This is a genomic window from Olleya sediminilitoris, assembly GCF_016785945.1.
Lineage (GTDB): Bacteria > Bacteroidota > Bacteroidia > Flavobacteriales > Flavobacteriaceae > Olleya > Olleya sediminilitoris.
This window is the reverse complement of record NZ_JAEMEF010000001.1, coordinates 1-22,344: the sequence shown is the minus strand read 5'-3', so window position 1 is coordinate 22,344 and position 22,344 is coordinate 1. Positions and strand designations below refer to the sequence as shown.

The window sequence follows — 22,344 nt, the reverse complement described above, 5'->3', positions numbered from 1 at the left end:
TCAAAATCAAAGGTAATCATAAACAAGCTTAAGTATATTTCCTTAATTTTACGCCAGAAATAACAAATAGTTAAGAAGTGGGAAGCAAGAACAAGCAAAAACGATTCAGAGAAAACGAAACCTTTGACAACGTATTCCAACCAACTAGAAGTCAGTTGGTGGATGAGGTTTATGAGCATAAAGGAAACTGGAATAAAAACGTCTTTAAAAACAACAACCCTTTAGTTTTAGAACTTGGATGTGGTAAAGGCGAGTACAGTGTTGCTTTAGGAAAAAAATTCCCAAACAAAAACTTTATAGGTATAGACATTAAAGGTGCACGTTTCTGGAGAGGAGCCAAAACTGCGGTTGAAGATAATCTTAAAAATGTAGCTTTTATACGTACACAAATCGAGCTTGTCGAGTCTGTTTTTGCTAAAAACGAAGTTGACGAAATCTGGATAACCTTTCCAGATCCACAAATTAAATACAAGCGTACAAAACACAGAATGACCAATTCTACCTTTTTAAAACGTTATAAAAACATTTTAAAACCAGACGGAATTATGAATCTTAAAACAGATTCCGAGTTTATGCATGGTTATACCTTAGGATTATTACATGGTGAAGGTCATGAAGTATTACATGCCAATAATGATGTGTACAGACAAGAAGGAAGTCCAGAAGAGGTAACAGATATTCAAACTCATTATGAAGGGATTTATCTAGAGCAAAACAAACCAATTACGTATATTAGGTTCAAAATCAAATAAGTAGTGAGTATTGCTATTACCTTTTTTATAAGTTTGCTAATCGCTTTAGTAGGAGTCATTCCGCCTGGATTGCTTAATATGACTGCTGCCAAAATTAGTATTAAAGAAGGCTATAGTCGTGGCTTAACGTTTTCAATAGGTGTTTGTGTAGTAGTAATAATACAAACACTAATTGCAGTTATTTTTGCGCGCTATTTAAGTAGGCATCCAGAAATAGTACATGTATTACAACGTGTAGCCTTTGTTTTATTTGTGTTAATAACAGTTTATTTTCTGCTATTAGCAAAAAAAGAACCCAAACCAAAAAAAGAGCAAGAACGTAAAAGTAAACACAGTCAGTTTTTTTATGGTATGTTATTGTCAGGATTAAACGTGTTTCCAATTCCGTATCAAGCTTATATGTCCATAACATTAGCTAGTTTAGGTTGGTTAACTTTTGATAATGTTAGTGTTACATCCTATGTTACAGGAGCAGCAACAGGGACTTTTGTAATGTTATATATTTATGTGTTTTTTTTCAAACGCATAAAAAACAAACGTCTTAAATCCCAAAAAGGGATGAATTATATCATCGGAGCCATAACAGGTATAATATCCATTGTAACTTTAATTAATATCGTAAAAACACTATAAGTTATGAAGCGCGAAACACTAAACTTCTTTGATAAAGTGTATGAGGTAGCTAAGCTAATACCACAAGGTCGTGTTACAAGTTATGGCGCAATAGCTAATTATTTAGGAGCAAAAAAAAGTGCTAGAATGGTAGGATACGCCATGAATGGATCGCACAACAAAGATGTGCCTGCTCACAGAGTGGTAAACCGAAAAGGTTTATTAACAGGAAAACATCATTTTGATGGAACTAATCTTATGCAACAGCTTTTAGAAAACGAAGGTGTAAAGGTTGTAGACAATCAAATTCAAGATTTTCAATTAGTTTTTTGGGATCCATCACAAGAACTTAATAAGTAATACGCTATTACTCACAACCTGTTTTTATAGGTGTTTAGGGTATTATAACTTCCAACTATCACACCATAAAAAACATCAAACTAACCACTTTATTCTTCAAGGTTTAAGTAGTATCTTTGCAAATAAGAGTCAGTCTCAATACATTAAATAATATCAAGAGTAGATTTTAAGGTTAAATAGTAGTATAATTTTTTAATCCAAACTCTTTTTTCTAGCATAAACAATGAAATTAAATAAACAAGACATCCTTAAAGCATTACAAACCATAACTGTTCCTGGAGAAGGAGAAAATATGGTAGATAGTGGTGCAATAACTAATGTAGTTACATTTGCTGACGAAGTGATTGTAGATATTACTATAACCAATCCAGCGCTTCAGGCACGTAAGAAAACTGAAGTAGAGATTTTACAGACCATTCATAAATTAGTGTATGATAAAGCAAAGATTAAAGTTAACATTAAAGTCGATGCACCTCAAAAATCAGCACCAAATGTAATCAAAGGAAAAACCATTCCTGGTATTCAAAATATAGTAGCTGTAGCCTCAGGAAAAGGAGGTGTAGGTAAGTCTACAGTAACAGCAAATCTTGCAGTCACGTTAGCAAAAATGGGCTTTAAAGTAGGTGTTTTGGATGCAGATATTTATGGACCATCAATGCCAATAATGTTTGATGTCGAGACAGAAAAACCATTATCTGTAACCGTTGACGGTAAATCAAAAATGAAACCTGTAGAAAACTATGGAGTAAAAATATTATCTATTGGGTTTTTTACAAAACCAGACCAAGCAGTGGTTTGGCGTGGACCTATGGCAGCAAAAGCATTAAATCAAATGATATTTGATGCAGCTTGGGGAGAATTAGATTTCTTATTATTAGACCTTCCTCCTGGAACTGGAGACATCCATTTAAGTATTATGCAATCTCTACCAATCACAGGAGCAGTAGTTGTTAGTACACCTCAAAATGTAGCCTTAGCAGATGCTAAAAAGGGAGTCGCAATGTTTCAACAAGACAGTATAAATGTCCCTGTTTTAGGAATTATAGAAAACATGGCTTATTTCACACCAGCAGAGTTACCAGATAATAAATATTATATCTTTGGTAAGCAAGGTGCAAAACACTTAGCTGAAGACCTACAAGTCCCATTATTAGGTGAGTTGCCATTAGTACAAAGTATTAGAGAAGCAGGAGATGTAGGACGTCCAGCAGCAATGCAGACTAATACACCATTAGAGCAAGCGTTTCAAGACATAACAAAAAACGTAGTACAACAAGTTGTAGATCGTAACGATAATTTACCAGCAACAGAAGCCATTAAAATTACTACTATGGCAGGATGTTCTGCAGTTAATAAAAAATAAATGACAACACAAGAACTTAAACTAAACGTAGAAAAGGCACTAGAAGAAATTCGTCCGTTCCTTCAAAACGATGGAGGAGATATTAAGTTAATTTCCATCGAAGACAACGAGGTAACAGTGCAGCTTCAAGGTGCATGTACATCCTGTAGTGTAAACCAAATGACATTAAAATCAGGTGTAGAAATGACCATTAAAAAATACGCACCACAAATAGAAAAAGTGACTAACATCGCTTAAAAAACAAATATGGCGTTACCATTATCCTGAAAAAAATCAGGATAATGGTCAGGCTGTCACTACTCGCTCTCTGCGAGGAGCTCAAACAGACCGTTCCATCCTTAACGCAGGTCAAGCTAACAAAAGTCATAAAATAGTAAATGTTGGTAATTTACCTTTGCAAGTAGTAACAAAAGCATCAAGGTAGACAAAAGAAAAAGTAATGATAAAAACAGATATATTAATAATAGGAGCAGGACCAACAGGTCTATTTGCAGTATTTGAAGCAGGATTACTAAAATTAAAATGTCATTTAATTGACGCATTACCACAACCAGGTGGTCAATGTTCAGAGATTTATCCAAAAAAACCTATCTATGATATTCCGGCTTATCCAGAAATTTTAGCAGGAGATCTTACCCATAAATTAATGGAGCAATGCAAGCAATTTGAACCTGGTTTTACATTAGGAGAGCGTGCTGAAACTATAGATAAGCAAGACGATGGATCGTTTATAGTAACAACTAATAAAGGAACTAAACACCACGCACCAATAGTCGCGATTGCAGGTGGATTAGGTAGTTTTGAGCCACGTAAACCTAAAATTGATAATCTATCAGATTATGAAGACAAAGGTGTTGAATATATCATTAAAGAGCCAGAATTTTACCGAGACAAAAAAGTAGTCATTGCAGGAGGAGGAGACTCAGCTTTAGACTGGAGTATTTATTTAAGTGACGTAGCTTCAGAAGTAACTTTAATTCACAGACGTAACGAGTTTAGAGGACATTTAGATTCTGTAGAAAAAGTACAAGAATTAAAAAATGCAGGCAAGATTAACCTGATCACACCAGCAGAAGTTATTGGTGTTGAAGGTGATAATAAAATAGAAGCAGTAACAGTAAAGCAAGGTGCTAAAACGTTTACTAAAGCGTGTGATCATTTTGTACCATTATTTGGGCTGTCACCAAAACTAGGACCAATAGCAAATTGGGGTTTAGAGATAGAAAAAAATGCAATTAAAGTTAATAACGCTTTAGACTATCAAACTAATATACCTGGTATATATGCCATAGGAGATGTAAATACTTATCCAGGAAAATTAAAGTTAATATTGTGTGGTTTTCATGAAGCAACATTAATGTGTCAATCAGCATATCAAATTATCAATCCAGGAAAACGTTTCGTTTTAAAATATACTACAGTTAGTGGTGTGGATGGATTTGATGGTACACGTAAGGAAGCACCAAAAGCAGTTGTTAAAGCTATTGATTAATAATAGTATTGCTTTAGTAAAGTCAGAGCATCTAAACATAATAAAATGGAACAAGACATAAATATAAAAATTACTGACAGAGATGGTGTTCAGCATAGTATTGAAGCACCAACAGATATGGCTATGAATCTGATGGAAGTAGTACGTAGTTACGAACTTGCTCCTGAAGGAACCATAGGAATATGTGGTGGTATGGCTATGTGTGCAAGTTGTCAATGTTATGTGATTAGCGATACAACGCTTCCAGAAATGCAGGACGATGAAGAAGCCATGTTAAGCGAAGCGTTTAATGTACAGGATAATTCAAGATTAGGTTGTCAAATTCAAATTACTCCTGAGATGGAAGGGTTAGAAGTTATTTTAGCACCAGAAGAATAAAAAGATTGTTTTAAACGTCATCTTCAATCAAGTTTCAGTATTCTACAAGAGTAGCAATTTTTCTACTGTTTAATGTGTTTAAGCTTAGTAGGAGCTTTTTAGGGTTTTTAATTTTCAATTTTTCAAGAGACAAAAAATATTTTTAGGAACACAGGTTCAATGGTATTTGGTTTTGTATTAGCATAACAACCAGAAGTAATTCATTTTAAAAATGCACCCAATAAAGTCTTAGTATTTATTATCATATTCATTATTAGATAGATTAGTTGTGTTTTATGGCAGTCCGTAATCACATTTATCATTGACTAATAGATTTAGGATTAAATCGTAAATAGGTAACTGGCTTAATTGGTTTATATACTTTAGCTATTACAACATTGGTTATTGTACTTAATCATTTATCAGTTAGTAATGTTTTTTCTACAGCAAAATTTGTAGCTATTTTTGTTTTGTTGTTCTCTTTTTCAATAAAGTTAAAAGCAGTTAAAATTAAATTTGTAATCCTTACCTTGTAGACAAATTAAAAATTTAAACACTCTTGAATTTTTACACTAGTTTTATAACTGAAATTTAGTCACTGAAAATTAATTAAATAGTATAAAAATCGTGCATAAACAATCAGAAAAAACAACAGAAAACTCAACTAATCAAACTCCAAAAATCACATCAATATGTTGTATTGGTGCAGGATATGTTGGTGGCCCAACTATGGCTGTAATGGCACAAAAAAATCCTAATATTAAAATAACAGTAGTCGATTTAAACGCACAACGTATTGCAGACTGGAACGACAACGATTTAGGCAAGCTTCCTATTTTTGAACCAGGTTTAGATCAAGTTGTCAATGAAGCAAGAGGACGCAATTTATTTTTTTCAACAGATGTAGAAGCAGCAATCCAAGAGGCGCAAATGATATTTATTTCTGTCAACACACCAACCAAAACCTATGGAGCAGGTAAAGGGATGGCTGCAGATTTAAAGTATATCGAGTTATGTGCAAGACAAATAGCAAAAGTAGCTACAACAAATAAAATTGTAGTAGAAAAATCAACACTACCAGTCAAAACAGCTCAAGCTATAAAAAGCATATTAAATCACACAGGTAATGGTGTGCAGTTTCAAATACTGTCTAATCCAGAGTTTTTAGCCGAAGGTACAGCAATAACAGATCTTACCAATCCAGATCGTGTGTTAATTGGTGGAGACCAAACACCAGAAGGTAAACTAGCCATTCAATCATTGGTGGATGTGTATGGATCTTGGGTGCCAAAAGCACAAATATTAACTACAAATATTTGGTCCTCAGAATTATCGAAATTGGTAGCTAACGCCTTTTTAGCTCAACGTGTTTCATCAATAAATGCTATTTCAGAATTATGCGAAGCTACAGAGGCCAATGTCGATGAAGTTGCTAAAGCTATAGGGATGGACTCACGTATTGGACCTAAGTTTTTAAAGTCTTCAGTAGGTTTTGGAGGGTCATGTTTTCAAAAAGACATTTTAAACCTTGTTTACATTTCTAAATCACTAGGTTTACAAGAAGTAGCAGACTATTGGGAGCAAGTTATTATTATGAATAATCACCAACGTAACCGTTTTGCTAATAATATAGTTAAAACATTATACAACACAGTATCTGGCAAAAAAATAGCCTTTTTAGGATGGGCTTTCAAAAAAGATACTAATGATACCAGAGAGTCTGCAGCTATTTATGTAGCAGATAAATTAATAGACGAGCAAGCTAATGTTAGCGTATATGATCCCAAAGTAACCGCAAGCCGGGTGCAATCAGATATCAATTACTTAAATACAAGAACAGAAGCACAAAATAATAATTATTTAACTAGCCTAGATAATCCTTATGATGCAGTTAAAAATGCACACGCTATTGCTGTATTGACAGAATGGGATGAGTTTAAAACCTATGATTGGCAACGTATTTATGATAATATGAGTAAACCAGCTTTCATTTTTGATGGTCGTAATGTACTGGATAAATTAGCACTAGAAACTATTGGTTTTCATGTTAAAGGAATAGGTAAATAAAACGTACTTTATATACAAAACTTAAAAACAGATTTAAAATAATAATGACAATAGCAATTATAGGATTAGGGTATGTCGGATTACCTTTAGCAAGATTGTTTGCAACAAAGCATCCAATTATTGGATTTGATATAAATCCAACTCGTGTATCAGAGTTGCAGCAAGGTTTAGATATTACTTTAGAAGTAAGTCATGATACATTAAAAGCTGTAATAGTTAATAATCTAGAAGATTTACATTATGGTAATGGCTTGTTTTGCTCTACTAATCCTGACAATTTAGCTAATTGTAATCATTATATTATAACAGTACCAACACCAGTAGATAAAAATAATCGACCAAATTTAACACCTTTAATTAAAGCTAGCGAGACCGTTGGACGTGTATTGAAAAAAGGCGATGTTGTAGTGTATGAATCTACAGTCTATCCTGGAGCTACAGAAGAAGTTTGCATACCAGTATTAGAAGCCCAAAGTGGCTTAGTTTTTAATACAGATTTTTTTGCAGGCTACTCACCAGAGCGTATCAATCCAGGCGATAAAAAACATACCGTTGATAAAATTTTAAAAGTTACCTCAGGTTCTACTCCACAAATAGGCCAACAAATAGATGCATTATATAGTAGTGTTATTACAGCTGGTACACATTTAGCACCAAGCATAAAAGTAGCAGAAGCAGCAAAGGTTATTGAAAATGCTCAGCGCGATATTAATATTGCATTTGTAAACGAACTTGCTAAAATATTCAACCGTTTGGATATTAATACTAACGATGTGTTAGCAGCAGCAGCTACAAAATGGAATTTTTTACCCTTTAAACCAGGTTTAGTTGGAGGTCACTGTATAGGAGTTGATCCTTACTACTTGGCACAAAAAGCTCAAGAGGTTGGGTATCATCCCGAAATTATTTTAGCAGGTCGACGTTTAAACGATTCTATGGGAGAATATGTCTCAGCACAGGTAGTAAAGCTAATGCTTAACAAAGACATCAAAGTTAAAGGAGCAAAACTATTGGTATTAGGTTTTACATTTAAAGAAAACTGCCCTGACGTACGTAATACAAAAGTTGTAGATGTAGTAACTTGTTTGCAAAGTTATGGAATGTCAATTACCATTTATGATCCACTAGCAGATCCTAAACAAGTCCAGCATGAGTATCAGTTAAGAACAGTGCAACAACAACCAAAAGCAATGTTTGATGCAATAATATTAGCAGTAGCACATCAACAGTTTTTAAATATAAATTTAGATCAATTTAAAGCGCCAAATTCTGTAATTTATGATGTAAAAGGAGTTTTGGAAACACCAGACGGAAGACTTTAATCAAAAACATTAATTAACTACAGTAGTATTAATGGACCAACTTACACAATTAAAAAATAAAAAAGTACTTGTAACAGGAGGTGCAGGATTTATAGGGTCAAATCTATGTCAAGCCTTATTAAACCTGGACGTCAAAGTTACCTGTTTAGACAATTTTGCAACAGGACACCAACACAATATTACACCTTTTTTAAACAATCCAAATTTTACACTAATAACAGGTGATATTCGTGATTTAGAAGTGTGTAATAAAGCCTGTAGAGGTCAAAACTTTGTATTGCATCAAGCAGCATTAGGCTCAGTGCCAAGATCCATATCAGACCCAATTACAAGTAATGCAGTTAACGTTACAGGGTTTGTAAATATGTTGGTAGCAGCAAGAGACGCCAAAGTACATCGGTTTATTTATGCAGCAAGCTCATCCACTTATGGAGACCACGAAGCCTTACCTAAAGTAGAGGAAACCATCGGTAAACCCTTATCACCATACGCAATTACAAAATACATAAACGAGCTATATGCTGATAATTTTTTTACAACCTATGGATTAAATACCATAGGACTACGCTATTTTAATGTCTTTGGTAGGCGTCAAGATCCAAACGGAGCCTACGCGGCAGTCGTCCCATTATTTGTAAAGCAGTTTATAAAACACCAAAGCCCAGTAATTAATGGTGACGGAAGTTATTCTCGTGATTTTACTTATATAGATAATGTAGTACAAATGAATTTGCTTGCTATTACAACACAAAACAAACAAGCACTTAACCAAGTTTATAATACAGCAGTTGGAGACTGTACTACTTTACTACAATTAACAGATTTGCTAAAAAAATACTTGTCTAAATACGATCCTAAAATTGCGGAAGTTAATATTATGCATGGTCCAAACCGAAAAGGAGACATTCCACATTCATTAGCGTCAGTGGATAAAGCAAAACGCTTGTTAGATTACAATCCAACGCATAATATTGCTCAAGGGATTGAAGAAGCGGTAGATTGGTATTGGGAGAATTTGAAATAGCTTAAGTTTTCCTTATTAATAATTAATAGAGTTAAATATTGATAAGTTTATAGTAACTTTAATGCGATCGTTATTATTAACTTAAGAGGTTATTTTGATATTAAGATAAAGTTCAAGACAAATAATAATTTTAAATATCTAAGAGTTAAAAAAATTATAAGAGTTTATTGCGCTTAGAAGTGAAGTATTATTTTAACTAATGATAATACATAAAAAACACTTCATTAAGAAGTGTTTTTTTTATACATTGAATAAATAAAATATTTTAATCAATTTTTAAGTTCCTAGTTTATGTTATAAGCATGTAAACCCTTCTAAAGGAAATCTAAAACTCTATTTAAAAGCATTTAAACCTGTAACATCAAGACCAGTGATTAATAAATGGATATCATGAGTACCTTCATAAGTAACAACACTTTCAAGGTTCATCATATGTCTCATGATGCTATATTCTCCACTAATTCCCATTCCACCTAACATTTGTCTAGCGTCTCTAGCAATTTTTAAAGCCATATCTACATTGTTACGTTTAGCCATTGAGATTTGTGCTGAGGTTGCAGTACCATTTTCACGCATGACACCAAGTCGCCAAGCTAATAATTGTGCTTTAGTGATTTCGGTAATCATTTCAGCAAGTTTCTTTTGTTGTAACTGAAATTGACCAATAGGTTTACCAAATTGTAAACGCTCTTTGCTATAACGTAAAGCAGTGTCATAACAATCCATAGCAGCACCAATTGCACCCCAAGCAATACCAAATCTAGCCGAATCTAAGCAACCTAAAGGAGCGCCTAATCCAGATTTGTTAGGTAGTAAATTTTCTTTTGGGACTTTAACATTATCAAAAATAAGCTCACCAGTAGCCGAAGCCCTTAAAGACCATTTATTATGTGTTTCAGGAGTTGTAAACCCTACCATACCACGTTCTACAACTAGTCCATGGATACGTCCTTCTTCATTTTTAGCCCAAACAACAGCAATGTTGCAAAATGGTGCATTAGAAATCCACATTTTGGCACCATTTAAAAGATAGTGGTCTCCCATATCTTTAAAATTAGTAACCATTCCACCAGGATTACTACCATGATCAGGTTCTGTTAAACCAAAGCTACCTATCCATTCTCCGCTAGCAAGTTTAGGTAAGTATTTTTGACGTTGTACTTCGTTACCATATTTCCATATTGGATACATGACTAAAGACGACTGTACAGAGGCTGTACTTCGTACTCCAGAATCACCACGTTCTATCTCTTGCATGATTAATCCGTAAGCAATTTGATCTAATCCTGCACCACCATATTCTTCAGGAATATAAGGTCCAAAAGCACCAATATCTGCTAATCCTTGTACTATTTGTTTTGGGAATTCTGCTTTTTGAGCATACTCCTCTATAATAGGCGATACGTCACGTTTTACCCACTCTCGAGCAGCATCACGTACTAATTTATGTTCTTCGGTTAAAAGTTCGTCAAGATTGTAATAATCTGGAGCTTCAAATAAATCTGGTTTCATCTAGTTATTATTAAAATACAACAGTTAAAAATAGTGTATTGTTTAATAACAAAAATAACGAAATCGATTGCAGGACACAATTTTTATTGTCTTTTTAAGAAAATATAGCTTAAAATTTATGTAATTCACATTCGTGATAAGTTTTATTCCTACAACAACTGCTCTCATTAATAAAGTGGTAGCTTTTAAGATGTAATCAGGACTAAATTATGTTTAGAAAATACTACGTTACAGACGTCATCCTAAATTTATTTCAGGATCTCATTCTAATTAATAGGATAATTACAAGAGATAGGAGTATCAATTTTAGCTAAAAAACAATCAAATTTAATTTGAGTCAACTTCTTTTAAAAATAAATTATTAAACAACAGCCTACATGTTAAGGTAAAAATCCTGAGTTAAATTTATATACTCTTGTGTGTATTGGTGTCTTTCAATTTCAATAACTAAAACTTCGGTTTTAATAACGCTTTCGCGGAAAGAAAACGCTAGCAGACTTCGTTTGATTTCAGAATGTTTGGTGCCTTTAACATGTAAAATACGGTTTGGAAACAAGCCTGCTTGAGACGCAAGTGTAATAAAATGAGATTCTTCTTTGTAAGGTATTACTACCGAAAAGACACCGTCTTTTGTAAGTAGTTTAGAGACGCTATCAACCAAATGCTCAAAAGGTAAAGCATCTGTAAATCTAGCTAAGTCACGTTGGTTGTTATCTGTTTTAAAATCTTCTGAATAAAAAGGAGGGTTGGAAATAATCAAATCATATTGGTCTTCTATTTCTTCAGTAAATTCAGCTAAATCTGCATGATAGCAAAATAGGCGGTCAGCCCAAGGCGAAGCTTCAAAATTATCTACACACTGCTCATAAGCAAGCTCGTCAATTTCTAATGCATCAATAACTTGTGCAGTACTACGCTGTGCTAATTGTAATGATAAAACACCAGTTCCTGCACCAATATCCAATATAGAAAATGGGTTAGTATCCAAAGGTGTCCAAGCACCTAGAAGAACACTGTCTGTACCAATTTTCATGGCACATTGATCTTGTTGTACGGTAAAGGCTTTAAATTCAAAAGGTTTGCTCATAAATACGTCTTCCTAAATATTAGGATCTCATTATTTTAGTAGTAGTGTTGAGGTGAATTAGGCTTAACGAGGATTATTCCTCTAAATATAAATCAATTAAACCTTCAGGAGTTTCAACAAAAATAGTGTTGTTAGGTTTGTCGACTTTATTAATAAACTCATCATTCATTGGAATTAAAATCTCAATACCATCTCTGTCAATTTCAAATAAGGATTGAGCAGTAGAGTCGTTAACACCAGTTATAGTACCAACGGTTCCAAAATTTTTGTCTTCAACGGTAAAACCAATAATTTCATGAAAGTAAAACTTGTCATCATCTAATTTTGGTAAGACAGATAAAGGTAAGTATACATTGCTTTTAATTAAGCTATCTGCATCAGCTTCTGTATCTACATCTTCAAATTTAACACGTAGTAATTCTGACTTATGAAGCTGTGATGTTTCAATAAAAAACGGAACAAGAGAACCACGCAAGTCTATTAAAATAGAGTCTAGGTTTTCATATAAACCAGGTTCGTCGGTATCTAGTTTAATTAGTAATTCGCCTTTAAAACTATATTTTTTTACAATTTTACCTAAAAAGAAACAGTCTTTAATATCCATAAAATAAAAGTGTTTTGCATAAAAAACTCCGATAAAAGCTTATCGGAGTTTAAAAGTATAAAAATTAATTTTTATTCTTCTTCGTTTGAAGCTGTAGCATCATCTGCTGCTTCTTCAACTGCTGGAGTTGCTGCTGCAATTCTAGCTTCGTTTGCTGCTTTTTCTGCTTCAAAAGCTTTTGCTTTAGCATCAGCATCAGCTTTTGCTAAACCATCTTTTTTAGCATCTACTTTGCTAGCTTTTTCTTCAACCCACGCATCAAACTTAGCGTCTGCTTGCTCTTGTGTTAAAGCTCCTTTTCTAACACCACCTGCTAGATGATTTTTTAACATTGCTCCTTTGTAAGACAAAATAGCTTTTGCTGTGTCAGTTGGTTGTGCACCATTTTGTAACCATTGTACTGCTCCATCAACATTTAAATCAATTGTTGCTGGGTTAGTGTTTGGATTGTAAGCACCTAATTTTTCTAGGTATTTACCATCTCTTTTGGCTCTTGAATCTGCTGCAACGATCCAATAGTAAGGTTTTCCTTTCTTACCGTGTCTCTGTAATCTAATTTTTACTGGCATAAATAATTAATTTGTGAGGTTCTCGACCTCTATTATTAATAAGTGCGCAAAGATACTATAATTTTTTAATTATCAAGTTTTTAATGTAAATCTGTTATATATAATAAATTATTATATTTTTGAATTTCCATAAATCGCTAAAACATGAAAAAAATAACACTCCTCCTGGTTTCAATAATAACATTACTGTCTTGTAATGAAGATTTAGTTTTTAATAGTCCTGCATTAATCGGATATAATGATGGCGTATTGTGGGAAGCAAGTTCGTTTAGAGCTAATGTAGAAGTAAATGGTAATTTAACGATTATAGGTGTTAAAGGCGCGCAGGTTGTTAATTTAAAAGCAATTCAAGCAACAGAAGGGACCTACCAATTAGGTAATACAACATCTGTAGCAACATTTGATGACGGTTTAGGTAAGGTGTTTACAACTAACAATATTCCAGATCCTAGTGTGCAAATTTATCCTTCTGAAGGAACTATTATTGTAACCGAGTTTAATGATATAGAAAGAACCGTATCCGGAACGTTTACATTTCATGCATTTGATAGTAGTGGATTAGATTCAGAAAACTTTAACAGAGGTTACTTTTATAATGTGCCTATATTAAATGTCAATGTAGTAGATAGTCCAACAGGAGAGACTCAGGCTTGTCTTAATGCAATTGCAGTAGCTGCAACAACAGAAACTAATTTTGAAAGTAATGAAGATACTGCTTCAGCTGAGCAATACACACAGTTATGTAATGCTTACAAAACGTCTTTAGAAGTTAAATTGCAACAATGTGGTGATCCAGATGGATCTATACAAGCACAAATTAATGGTTTAGGCGACTGTACAAACTAAACTATATGTTAAGATAAACCAAAAGCCAACACGAAAGTGTTGGCTTTTTTTTGTTAAATACTCTTAATCTATCTTAAACCCTGTTAAATGCCTTTGTTTACGCTATAATACGCTTTATATTAGTATTGCAGATGTGAAACAATAAGCATCTTAAAAAAAGTTATTGAAATTTAAAATGATAAAAGATACAATGAGTTACAGTGAAGAAATTTCAAATAAGTTAAACGAGTTATTAGTTAAAAATTATGATGCCGAAAAAGGGTACCTTAATGCAATTGATAATGTGGACAGTAATGATCTAAAAATGTTTTTCAAACGAAGAGCATCAGAGCGTAGCGAGTTTGCTAAAGAATTAAGAACCGAAATATTAAGATACGGTCAAATTCCAGAAGAGTCAGGGAGTTTTAAAGGCACAATGCATCGTAATTGGATGAGTTTAAAATCAACTTTTACATCTAATAATGAAGAGTCAGTATTAGAAGAAGCTATTAGAGGTGAAGAAGCTAGTTTAGAAGAATATGACAAACTAATGAAAGAAAACAACTTACCACCAACGATAGATAATCTAATTTTAAAACATCGCAATGCCATTCAGGCAGCAATTAACACCGAAAAAGTACACGAAGAGTTAGTGTCATAATTGGATAGATAGTAGTTTGAAAAGTCAGCACATTGTGCTGACTTTTTTTATGCGTTGTTTTTTAGTTTCAGAGATTAAAAAATTAATATTTCTACGTACTTTTACATGCTCGTATTTTTTACCTAAAACTTCAAAATAAAACACTACATGTATTTAATATTTGATACTGAAACCACAGGATTACCTAAACGTTGGGACGCACCAATTACGGATACCGACAACTGGCCAAGATGTATACAAATAGCTTGGCAATTACATGATGAGATGGGTAATTGTATAGAACATCAAGATTATTTAGTACAACCAGAAGGCTTTAACATCCCTTATGATGCCGAAAAAATACATGGTATTTCTACTGAGTTGGCAGAAGAACAAGGTGTGCCATTAGCAGAAGTATTAGAAAAATTTAATATAGCACTTAGTAAAACCAAATTTGTAGTCGGTCAAAACGTAAAGTTTGATTTAAATATTATGGGAGCCGAGTTTGTGCGTCAAAGTGTAGACAACCCTTTGCAAGAACTTCCTGTTTTAGATACTTGTACAGAAGATACTGCTAATTTGTGTCAAATACCTGGTGGTCGTTATGGTAAATTTAAATTACCAACGTTAACCGAGTTACATGAGTATTTATTTAATCAACCTTTTGCAGAAGCTCACAACGCAACTGCAGATGTTGAGGCAACAACACGTTGTTTTTTAGAGCTAATTCGTTTAAAAAAATATACTAAAGAAGCTTTAGACGTTCAACCGGATTATTTCGAAAATTTTAATAAAGAAAATCCACAAACCATCCAGCTAATAGGATTAAAGCATATTAACCTTAAAAAGGAAAGTGCAAAAATCCAAGCAAGATTACAAAAACAAAATACTAATCAGGTCTCTTCAGAAGAGATTAAAGAGAATATAAAAGACCTTCAGTCTGCAGAGTTTGTTCATTTGCATAACCACTCGCAGTTTTCAGTACTACAATCTACCATTGGTATTTCTGAAATGGTAGACTTAGCAGCACAACAAAATATGCCTGCTGTAGCCTTAACCGATCATGCAAATATGATGGGAGCATTTCATTTTGTGAAAGCAGTAAATGGCTATAATAAATCTATAAAGGCAAAAATAGATGAAGCTGAAGCAAGAGGCGAATCACCAAAAGCAAAACCAATTAAAGGAATTGTAGGTTGTGAGTTTTTTGTGTGTGAAGACCATCAAGATAAAACCAGAAAAGACAATGGGTATCAAATTGTGCTTATCGCAAAAAATAAAAATGGGTACCATAACTTAGCTAAACTGTCATCGCATGCGTTTGTGAATGGGTTTTATTATGTGCCTCGTATTGACAAAAAATTAATAGAGCAATACAAAGAAGACTTAATCTGTTTAACAGGAAATTTATATGGTGAAGTACCAAGTAAAGTTTTAAATGTTGGTGAAAGTCAAGCAGAAGAAGCTTTAATATGGTGGAAAGAATTATTTCAAGACGACTTGTATCTAGAAATAATGCGTCATAATCAAGAAGACGAAAACAGGGTTAATCCAACCTTAATAAAATTTGCACAGCAACACAACATAAAGCTTGTTGCTACAAATAACACCTATTATGGTAAGCAGGAAGATGCTAATGCACACGATATTTTATTATGTGTAAAAGATGGTGAAAAACAGGCGACACCTATAGGACGTGGACGTGGTTATCGTTATGGTTTACCAAATCAAGAATACTATTTTAAGTCTTCAGAAGAAATGAAAGCCCTATTTAGGGATATTCCTGAAGCAATTACAAATATCCAAGAAGTAGTTGACAAAATTGAAGGATTTGAGCTTGCAAGAGATGTATTATTACCAGCGTTTGATATTCCAGACGAGTTTAGACATGAAGAAGATGAAATTGATGGTGGTAAGCGTGGTGAAAATGCATTTTTAAGACATATTACTTACGAAGGTGCTAAAAAAAGATATGGTGAAGAACTGTCTGATGAAGTTACAGAGCGTCTAGATTTTGAGCTTGAGGTTATTGAGAATACTGGATATCCAGGTTATTTCCTAATTGTAGAAGATTTTATTCGTGAAGCCCGAAAAATGGACGTATCAGTTGGTCCAGGACGTGGTAGTGCAGCAGGATCTGTAGTTGCTTATTGTTTATGGATTACCAATATAGATCCATTACTATATAACTTACTTTTTGAGCGTTTCCTAAATCCAGATCGTGTCAGTATGCCTGATATTGATATAGATTTTGATGACGAAGGTCGTAGTCGTGTTATGGACTATGTAATTGATAAATACGGAAGTAATCAAGTTGCACAAATTATTACCTATGGTACTATGGCAGCTAAAAGTAGTATTCGTGATACAGCACGTGTATTAGATTTACCACTTTTTGACGCAGACAGAATAGCCAAGTTAATACCAACAATGTCCAAACTAAAAAAGATATTTGGACTATCAGAAAAAGAATTAGCACAAAAATTTAGAGCTGAAGATTTAGAAAAAATCAACGAGCTTTTAAATATATCTGAAGGTAGCGGATTAGAATCTGAAACTTTAAACTTAGCAAGAACCTTAGAAGGTTCTGTAAGAAACACTGGTATTCATGCTTGTGGTGTAATTATTACACCAGATGATATTACCAAATTCGTACCTGTGTCTTTGGCAAAAGATTCAGATTTATACGTTACACAATTTGATAACTCGGTAGTAGAAAGTGCAGGTCTACTTAAAATGGACTTTTTAGGACTAAAAACCCTAACCTTAATTAAGGATACTGTAAAAATTGTTAAGGCAAAACATGATATTTTATTAGATCCCGAAAACTTTCCGCTTGACGATGTAAAAACATTTGAGTTATTCCAAAGAGGAGAAACGGTTGGTGTGTTTCAGTATGAATCACCAGGAATGCAAAAACACCTTAAGGATTTAAAACCAACTGTTTTTGACGATTTAATTGCCATGAATGCCTTGTACAGACCTGGTCCAATGGAATACATACCAAGTTTTGTTAGAAGAAAACATGGTGATGAAGATATTGAGTATGACTTACCAGCAATGGAAGAGTACTTAAAAGAAACCTATGGTATTACCGTTTATCAAGAGCAGGTAATGCTTTTGTCACAGAAGCTAGCAGACTTTACTAAAGGTGAAGCCGATGTACTACGTAAAGCAATGGGTAAAAAGCAAATTGCTGTACTTGATAAAATGAAACCTAAGTTTATTGAGCAAGCAAGTGCTAAAGGACATGATGCTAAAAAACTAGAAAAAATTTGGAAAGATTGGGAAGCATTTGCAAGTTATGCCTTTAACAAATCCCACTCAACATGTTATGCATGGATTGCTTATCAAACAGCGTATTTAAAAGCACATTATCCAGCAGAATATATGGCTGCAGTATTATCTAATAATATGAATGACATCAAGCAGGTTACATTTTTCATGGAAGAATGTAAACGTATGAAGTTGTCTGTACTTGGACCAGATGTAAATGAGTCGTTTTATAAGTTTTCGGTAAATAAAGATAATGCTGTGCGTTTTGGTATGGGAGCCATTAAAGGGGTTGGTCATGGCGCAGTAATGACTATAGTGAATAATAGAGAAGAAGATGGGCCTTATACTTCTATTTTCGATTTAGCTAAACGTATAGATTTGCGTGCAGCCAATAAAAAAGCTTTTGAAAACCTTGCTCTAGCAGGAGGTTTTGACGAGCTGGGTGATACGCATCGTGCTCAATACTTTTTTAAGGATGGAAGCGAATTAACTTTTCTTGAAAAGGCTATAAAATATGGAGCAAAGCATCAAGAAAATGAAAATTCATCTCAAGTTAGTTTGTTTGGTGGAGAAAGTGAAGTGCAAATAGAAGAGCCTCAGATACCAAATTGCGACACTTGGGGAACAATGGAAAAATTATCAAGAGAACGAGAAGTTGTAGGTGTCTATATTTCTGGGCATCCTTTAGATGATTTTAGGACAGAAATGAAATCATTTTGTAGTGGAACTGTTTCTTGTTTTCATGATTTAGCTCCTCATGTTAATAAAGAAATCACCTTTGGTGGAGTCGTTACAGATGTGCAACATCGTGTGAGTAAGCAAGGAAAAGGTTGGGCAATGTTTACTATTGAAGATTATACAGACTCTTATGAGTTTAGAATTTTTGGTGAAGACTATTTAAAACACAGACCATTTTTACTTCAAAATACCTTTGTGCATGTTAAAACGTTTGTGCGTGATGGATGGGTTAATCGTGATACAGGTAAAAAAAGTGATCCTAGGTTACAGTTTAATAGTTTCCAATTATTGCATGATGTTTTAGAAAAAAATGTCAAAAAATTATCGATTCAATTAAATATAAAAGAGCTTGAAGAAGATAAAATTAAGCAGCTTAAAGAGTTAATCTCAATGTATCCTGGTAATCATGCCTTAACTTTTTTGGTGTACGATAACAGAGATAAAATTAAATTAACAATGATGAGTCGAAGACAAAAAATTAACGTCACTAATGAGTTGTTAAATATCTTAAACGAAAACCAAATACATTATTTAATAAATCAGTAAATTAGACTTAAAACCTTGTATATAATATAAGTCAAAACAATACACCAATAGTTAAAACAAATTGTAAGCTTGTAAGCTTTGGCAAAATTTTTGACTAATATTGCATATTAACATGTAGTAAAACACAATTAAAACATAAATATTATGGCATTAGAAATCACAGATGCAAATTTCGAAGAAACAGTATTAAAAAGCGATAAGCCAGTAGTAGTCGATTTTTGGGCTGCTTGGTGTGGACCTTGTCGTATGGTTGGACCAATCATTGACGAACTAAGTACAGAGTACGATGGTAAAGCAGTAGTAGGGAAAGTAGATGTAGATGCAAATCAAGAGTTTGCAGCAAAATACGGAGTGCGTAACATACCAACAGTATTAGTTTTCCAAAATGGAGAAGTAGTAGGTCGTCAAGTTGGTGTTGCACCAAAAAACGCATACTCTGACGCAATAGACGCTTTATTATAGGTCTATTTTATTAAAGTATTGATAAAAGGTTTGCTGTAATGGCAAACCTTTTTTTATTTTAGATGAATAAAATTAAAGAAAGATTAAAAATGAGTAAACCAGTAAAAGTTCAAGACGCAATAGATAGCAAATTATTAGAAGAACGTAAAGTATTTCTTTGGGGAATGGTTGACGACAAATCTGCAAAGCACGTTATAGATAGATTATTATATTTAGATAGTTTAGAGACTAAAGATATTACCTTATATATAAATAGTCCTGGAGGATACGTAACCTCAGGATTTGCAATGTATGACTGCATCAAAGGATTAAAAAGTGATGTATCAACAGTATGTACAGGTTTAGCAGCATCAATGGGATCTATATTGTTGTCTGTCGGAGCAAAAGGAAAACGTTTTATACAACCACATGCAAGAGTAATGATTCACCAGCCAAGTGGAGGAGCGCGTGGTCAAGCAAGTGATATAGAAATTACAGCTCAAGAAATTGTAAAAACAAAAGAATTAAGTGCTAAAATACTAGCTGATAACTGTGATCAAACCTATGATAAAGTTATGAAAGACTTTAATCGTGACCATTGGATGGGAGCTGATGAGAGTGTTGCATACGGAATTGTAGATGGTATTACAGAATAATGAAGTTACAAGACGAACTGAATAAAGCAGGAGGATTTAAAAACCTCGAGCACTTAGCAAAACAAGTGGTCGAGGGATTTATTTCTGGTATGCATAAAAGTCCGTTTCATGGGTTTTCAGCCGAGTTTGCAGAACATAAAATATATAATCCAGGCGAGTCTACTAGACATATCGACTGGAAATTATTTGCTAAAACAGACAAGTTGTACACAAAACGGTATGATGACGAGACTAATTTGCGTTGTCATATTATAGTAGACAATAGTAGTTCTATGCACTATCCAAAAATGGATAGTTTTTCAATTGATAAGTTAAATAAAGCAGCTTTCTCAGCATTAGCATCAGCAGCACTAATGCATGTGTTAAAAAAACAACGAGATGCAATTGGCTTGAGTATTTATAGTGATACATATGATTTTTATGCTCCAGAAAAGGGTAGTGATCGTCATCATCATATGCTTTTACATCAATTAGAAGAAGCTGTAAAATCAAAACCCGTACAAAAACAAACAGAGACTTATGCTTATCTACATCAGATTGCTGAAAAGATTCATAGACGGTCATTAATTTTTGTATTTACAGATATGTTTCAAGTATCTGCTGAAAATGATAAATTATTTGAAGCTCTAAGACATTTAAATCATAATAAACATGAAGTCGTGCTATTTCACGTTTTTGATAAGAATAAAGAGTTAACTTTTAATTTTAATAATAAGCCTAAACGATTTATTGATGTTGAAACAGGTGATTTTGTGAATTTATATGCAGATCAAGTTAAGGATAATTATGAAAATGCTGTAAAAAGCTATTTTGAAGAGATAAAAATGAAATGTTTACAGTATAAAATTAAATATATGGAAGTAGATGTAAACCAGTCGTTTAACGCTATATTGACTGCTTATTTTATAGAGCGACAAAAATTTATTTAAAAAAAAGTAAAAAAAAGTTTGTCACATTGATAAAGAAGTCTATCTTTGCACTCGCAATAACGCAACGGTCTGGTAGTTCAGCTGGTTAGAATGTCGCCCTGTCACGGCGAAGGTCGCGGGTTCGAATCCCGTCCAGACCGCGAAAAATTGTCAAAAGCTCCGATACATTCGGAGCTTTTTTTGGCAATAAAACTTAGTTGTGTTGTTTTGATAGATGTAGTAGTCTATCAAACTGGTAGAAAGCTAGTCAATAGCTTGAACCGATGGAAAGCTTTCCTTTTTTCTTATAAGAAAATTGGGATGCTTTTTTGTTTTAAGGCATTTCGTCTTAATAAGTTGCTCTTCAACGATTTATTTGTTAGTTTTAAAGTCTATTATAGTATTTGTTTTAAGCTTTAAAAATCTTCTTCAATTTATTTTTTTAAAGTTAATCTGTTGTCAGATAATTTGTTGCGTTTTTTTGTGTAATAAATCATACAATGGTTTATCATCTACAATAGATAAATTATTATTAATTAAATTCAAGTATAACCAATATATATAAAATCAAAAATTAACATTTAAATACACTCTTATGAAAACTCTTAAAATAACATTAGTAGCTCTTTTTTCAATAGTATTATTAACAGCAGTAAGCACTTTAAATGATGCTCCGACAGCAACATCAGAAACAACAGTAAAGCCAATTGAAGTTAAGTTATTAGCAACAAGTGGAATTAAAAAGAATAAGATTCCTACTCAAGGTTAGTCTTTCGAATTTAAAACACCATATCAAACAGCATACAATTAATAGTCAACCCATTTATTAAAATCTTTACGATCATGAAAACTCTTAAAATAACATTAGTAGCTCTTTTTTCAATAGTATTATTATCAGCAGTAAGCACTTTAAATGATGCTCCAACAGCATCATCAGAAACAACAGTAAAGCCAGTTGAGGTTAAATTATTAGCAACAAGTGGAATTAAAAAGAATAAGATTCCTACTCAAGGTTAGTCTTTCGAATTTAAAACACCATATCAAACAGCATACAATTAATAGTCATCCCATTTATTAAAATCTTTACGATCATGAAAACTCTTAAAATAACATTAGTAGCTCTTTTTTCAATAGTATTATTATCAGCAGTAAGCACTTTAAATGATGCTCCAACAGCATCATCAGAAACAACA

General features: G+C 33.2%; 22 protein-coding genes and 1 tRNA gene. 19 read left to right on the top strand and 4 right to left on the bottom strand.

Annotated features, from left to right (window positions below; translation table 11 throughout):
• The first annotated feature begins 77 nt into the window (after window positions 1–77).
• The 10 genes from trmB to JAO71_RS00070 all read left to right on the top strand — a co-directional run bounded on the left by trmB (window position 78) and on the right by JAO71_RS00070 (window position 9,349).
• The gene (trmB, locus tag JAO71_RS00115; protein WP_116823581.1) at window positions 78–752 is read left to right on the top strand and encodes a tRNA (guanosine(46)-N7)-methyltransferase TrmB; all 675 of its coding nucleotides are present in this window, start codon (window positions 78–80) and stop codon (window positions 750–752) included.
• A gap of 3 nt (window positions 753–755) precedes the next feature.
• Window positions 756–1,385 (top strand): LysE family transporter, encoded by a 630-nt coding sequence (locus JAO71_RS00110; protein ID WP_202998396.1) that lies wholly within the window; start codon window positions 756–758, stop codon window positions 1,383–1,385.
• A 3-nt stretch (window positions 1,386–1,388) separates the two neighbouring features.
• Window positions 1,389–1,724 (top strand): MGMT family protein, encoded by a 336-nt coding sequence (locus JAO71_RS00105; RefSeq protein ID WP_202998395.1) that lies wholly within the window; start codon window positions 1,389–1,391, stop codon window positions 1,722–1,724.
• Window positions 1,725–1,947: 223 nt separating this feature from the next.
• Window positions 1,948–3,087, top strand: coding sequence for an Mrp/NBP35 family ATP-binding protein (locus tag JAO71_RS00100; protein WP_054852543.1), 1,140 nt, complete (start codon window positions 1,948–1,950; stop codon window positions 3,085–3,087).
• A complete protein-coding gene (locus JAO71_RS00095) occupies window positions 3,088–3,324 on the top strand; it encodes a NifU family protein (protein WP_028290604.1) in 237 nt (78 codons plus the stop codon).
• A 202-nt stretch (window positions 3,325–3,526) separates the two neighbouring features.
• Entirely contained in the window at window positions 3,527–4,579 is a 1,053-nt protein-coding gene (locus tag JAO71_RS00090) for an NAD(P)/FAD-dependent oxidoreductase (RefSeq protein WP_028607799.1), read from the top strand.
• A 45-nt stretch (window positions 4,580–4,624) separates the two neighbouring features.
• Entirely contained in the window at window positions 4,625–4,957 is a 333-nt protein-coding gene (locus tag JAO71_RS00085; protein WP_054852544.1) for a 2Fe-2S iron-sulfur cluster-binding family protein, read from the top strand.
• Between the two features lie 606 nt (window positions 4,958–5,563).
• Window positions 5,564–7,003, top strand: coding sequence for a nucleotide sugar dehydrogenase (locus JAO71_RS00080; RefSeq protein ID WP_261975660.1), 1,440 nt, complete (start codon window positions 5,564–5,566; stop codon window positions 7,001–7,003).
• Window positions 7,004–7,047: 44 nt separating this feature from the next.
• The gene (locus JAO71_RS00075; RefSeq protein ID WP_202998394.1) at window positions 7,048–8,325 is read left to right on the top strand and encodes a nucleotide sugar dehydrogenase; all 1,278 of its coding nucleotides are present in this window, start codon (window positions 7,048–7,050) and stop codon (window positions 8,323–8,325) included.
• 31 nt (window positions 8,326–8,356) lie between these two features.
• Window positions 8,357–9,349, top strand: a complete 993-nt coding sequence (locus JAO71_RS00070; protein WP_054852546.1) for an NAD-dependent epimerase/dehydratase family protein — start codon at window positions 8,357–8,359, stop codon at window positions 9,347–9,349.
• 333 nt (window positions 9,350–9,682) lie between these two features.
• Here JAO71_RS00070 and JAO71_RS00065 read toward each other — a convergent pair whose 3' ends face one another.
• From JAO71_RS00065 to JAO71_RS00050, 4 genes are all read right to left on the bottom strand, one after another.
• Window positions 9,683–10,861 (bottom strand): acyl-CoA dehydrogenase family protein, encoded by a 1,179-nt coding sequence (locus JAO71_RS00065; RefSeq protein WP_116823577.1) that lies wholly within the window; start codon window positions 10,859–10,861, stop codon window positions 9,683–9,685.
• A 373-nt stretch (window positions 10,862–11,234) separates the two neighbouring features.
• Entirely contained in the window at window positions 11,235–11,948 is a 714-nt protein-coding gene (locus JAO71_RS00060) for a tRNA1(Val) (adenine(37)-N6)-methyltransferase (RefSeq protein WP_202998393.1), read from the bottom strand.
• Window positions 11,949–12,021: 73 nt separating this feature from the next.
• Window positions 12,022–12,552, bottom strand: a complete 531-nt coding sequence (gene rimM / locus JAO71_RS00055; protein WP_116823575.1) for a ribosome maturation factor RimM — start codon at window positions 12,550–12,552, stop codon at window positions 12,022–12,024.
• A 71-nt stretch (window positions 12,553–12,623) separates the two neighbouring features.
• A complete protein-coding gene (locus JAO71_RS00050) occupies window positions 12,624–13,121 on the bottom strand; it encodes a 30S ribosomal protein S16 (RefSeq protein WP_054852549.1) in 498 nt (165 codons plus the stop codon).
• Between the two features lie 144 nt (window positions 13,122–13,265).
• On the opposite strand from JAO71_RS00050, the gene JAO71_RS00045 reads away from it, so the two are divergent.
• The 9 genes from JAO71_RS00045 (at window position 13,266) to JAO71_RS00005 (ending at window position 22,168) form a co-directional block, all read left to right on the top strand.
• Entirely contained in the window at window positions 13,266–13,967 is a 702-nt protein-coding gene (locus tag JAO71_RS00045) for a DUF6252 family protein (RefSeq protein ID WP_116823574.1), read from the top strand.
• A gap of 190 nt (window positions 13,968–14,157) precedes the next feature.
• Window positions 14,158–14,607 carry a ferritin-like domain-containing protein gene (locus JAO71_RS00040; protein WP_028290596.1) on the top strand — a complete coding sequence of 150 codons (450 nt, stop codon included), beginning with the start codon at window positions 14,158–14,160 and terminating at the stop codon, window positions 14,605–14,607.
• 147 nt (window positions 14,608–14,754) lie between these two features.
• Window positions 14,755–19,146: a DNA polymerase III subunit alpha gene (dnaE, locus tag JAO71_RS00035; protein ID WP_202998392.1), complete on the top strand. Its 4,392-nt coding sequence runs from the start codon at window positions 14,755–14,757 to the stop codon at window positions 19,144–19,146.
• Window positions 19,147–19,290: 144 nt separating this feature from the next.
• Window positions 19,291–19,608: a thioredoxin gene (gene trxA / locus JAO71_RS00030; protein ID WP_028290594.1), complete on the top strand. Its 318-nt coding sequence runs from the start codon at window positions 19,291–19,293 to the stop codon at window positions 19,606–19,608.
• An 89-nt stretch (window positions 19,609–19,697) separates the two neighbouring features.
• Window positions 19,698–20,243 carry a ClpP family protease gene (locus JAO71_RS00025; RefSeq protein WP_028607793.1) on the top strand — a complete coding sequence of 182 codons (546 nt, stop codon included), beginning with the start codon at window positions 19,698–19,700 and terminating at the stop codon, window positions 20,241–20,243.
• Window positions 20,243–21,172: a DUF58 domain-containing protein gene (locus JAO71_RS00020; RefSeq protein WP_202998391.1), complete on the top strand. Its 930-nt coding sequence runs from the start codon at window positions 20,243–20,245 to the stop codon at window positions 21,170–21,172. Before JAO71_RS00025 ends, JAO71_RS00020 begins: the two co-directional genes overlap by 1 nt.
• Before the next feature lie 66 nt (window positions 21,173–21,238).
• Window positions 21,239–21,312, top strand: a tRNA-Asp gene (locus JAO71_RS00015).
• A gap of 434 nt (window positions 21,313–21,746) precedes the next feature.
• Complete coding sequence (locus tag JAO71_RS00010; RefSeq protein ID WP_162874868.1) at window positions 21,747–21,920, top strand: hypothetical protein; 174 nt, start codon at window positions 21,747–21,749, stop codon at window positions 21,918–21,920.
• A 74-nt stretch (window positions 21,921–21,994) separates the two neighbouring features.
• A complete protein-coding gene (locus JAO71_RS00005; RefSeq protein WP_157260464.1) occupies window positions 21,995–22,168 on the top strand; it encodes a hypothetical protein in 174 nt (57 codons plus the stop codon).
• The last annotated feature ends 176 nt before the right edge of the window (window positions 22,169–22,344 follow it).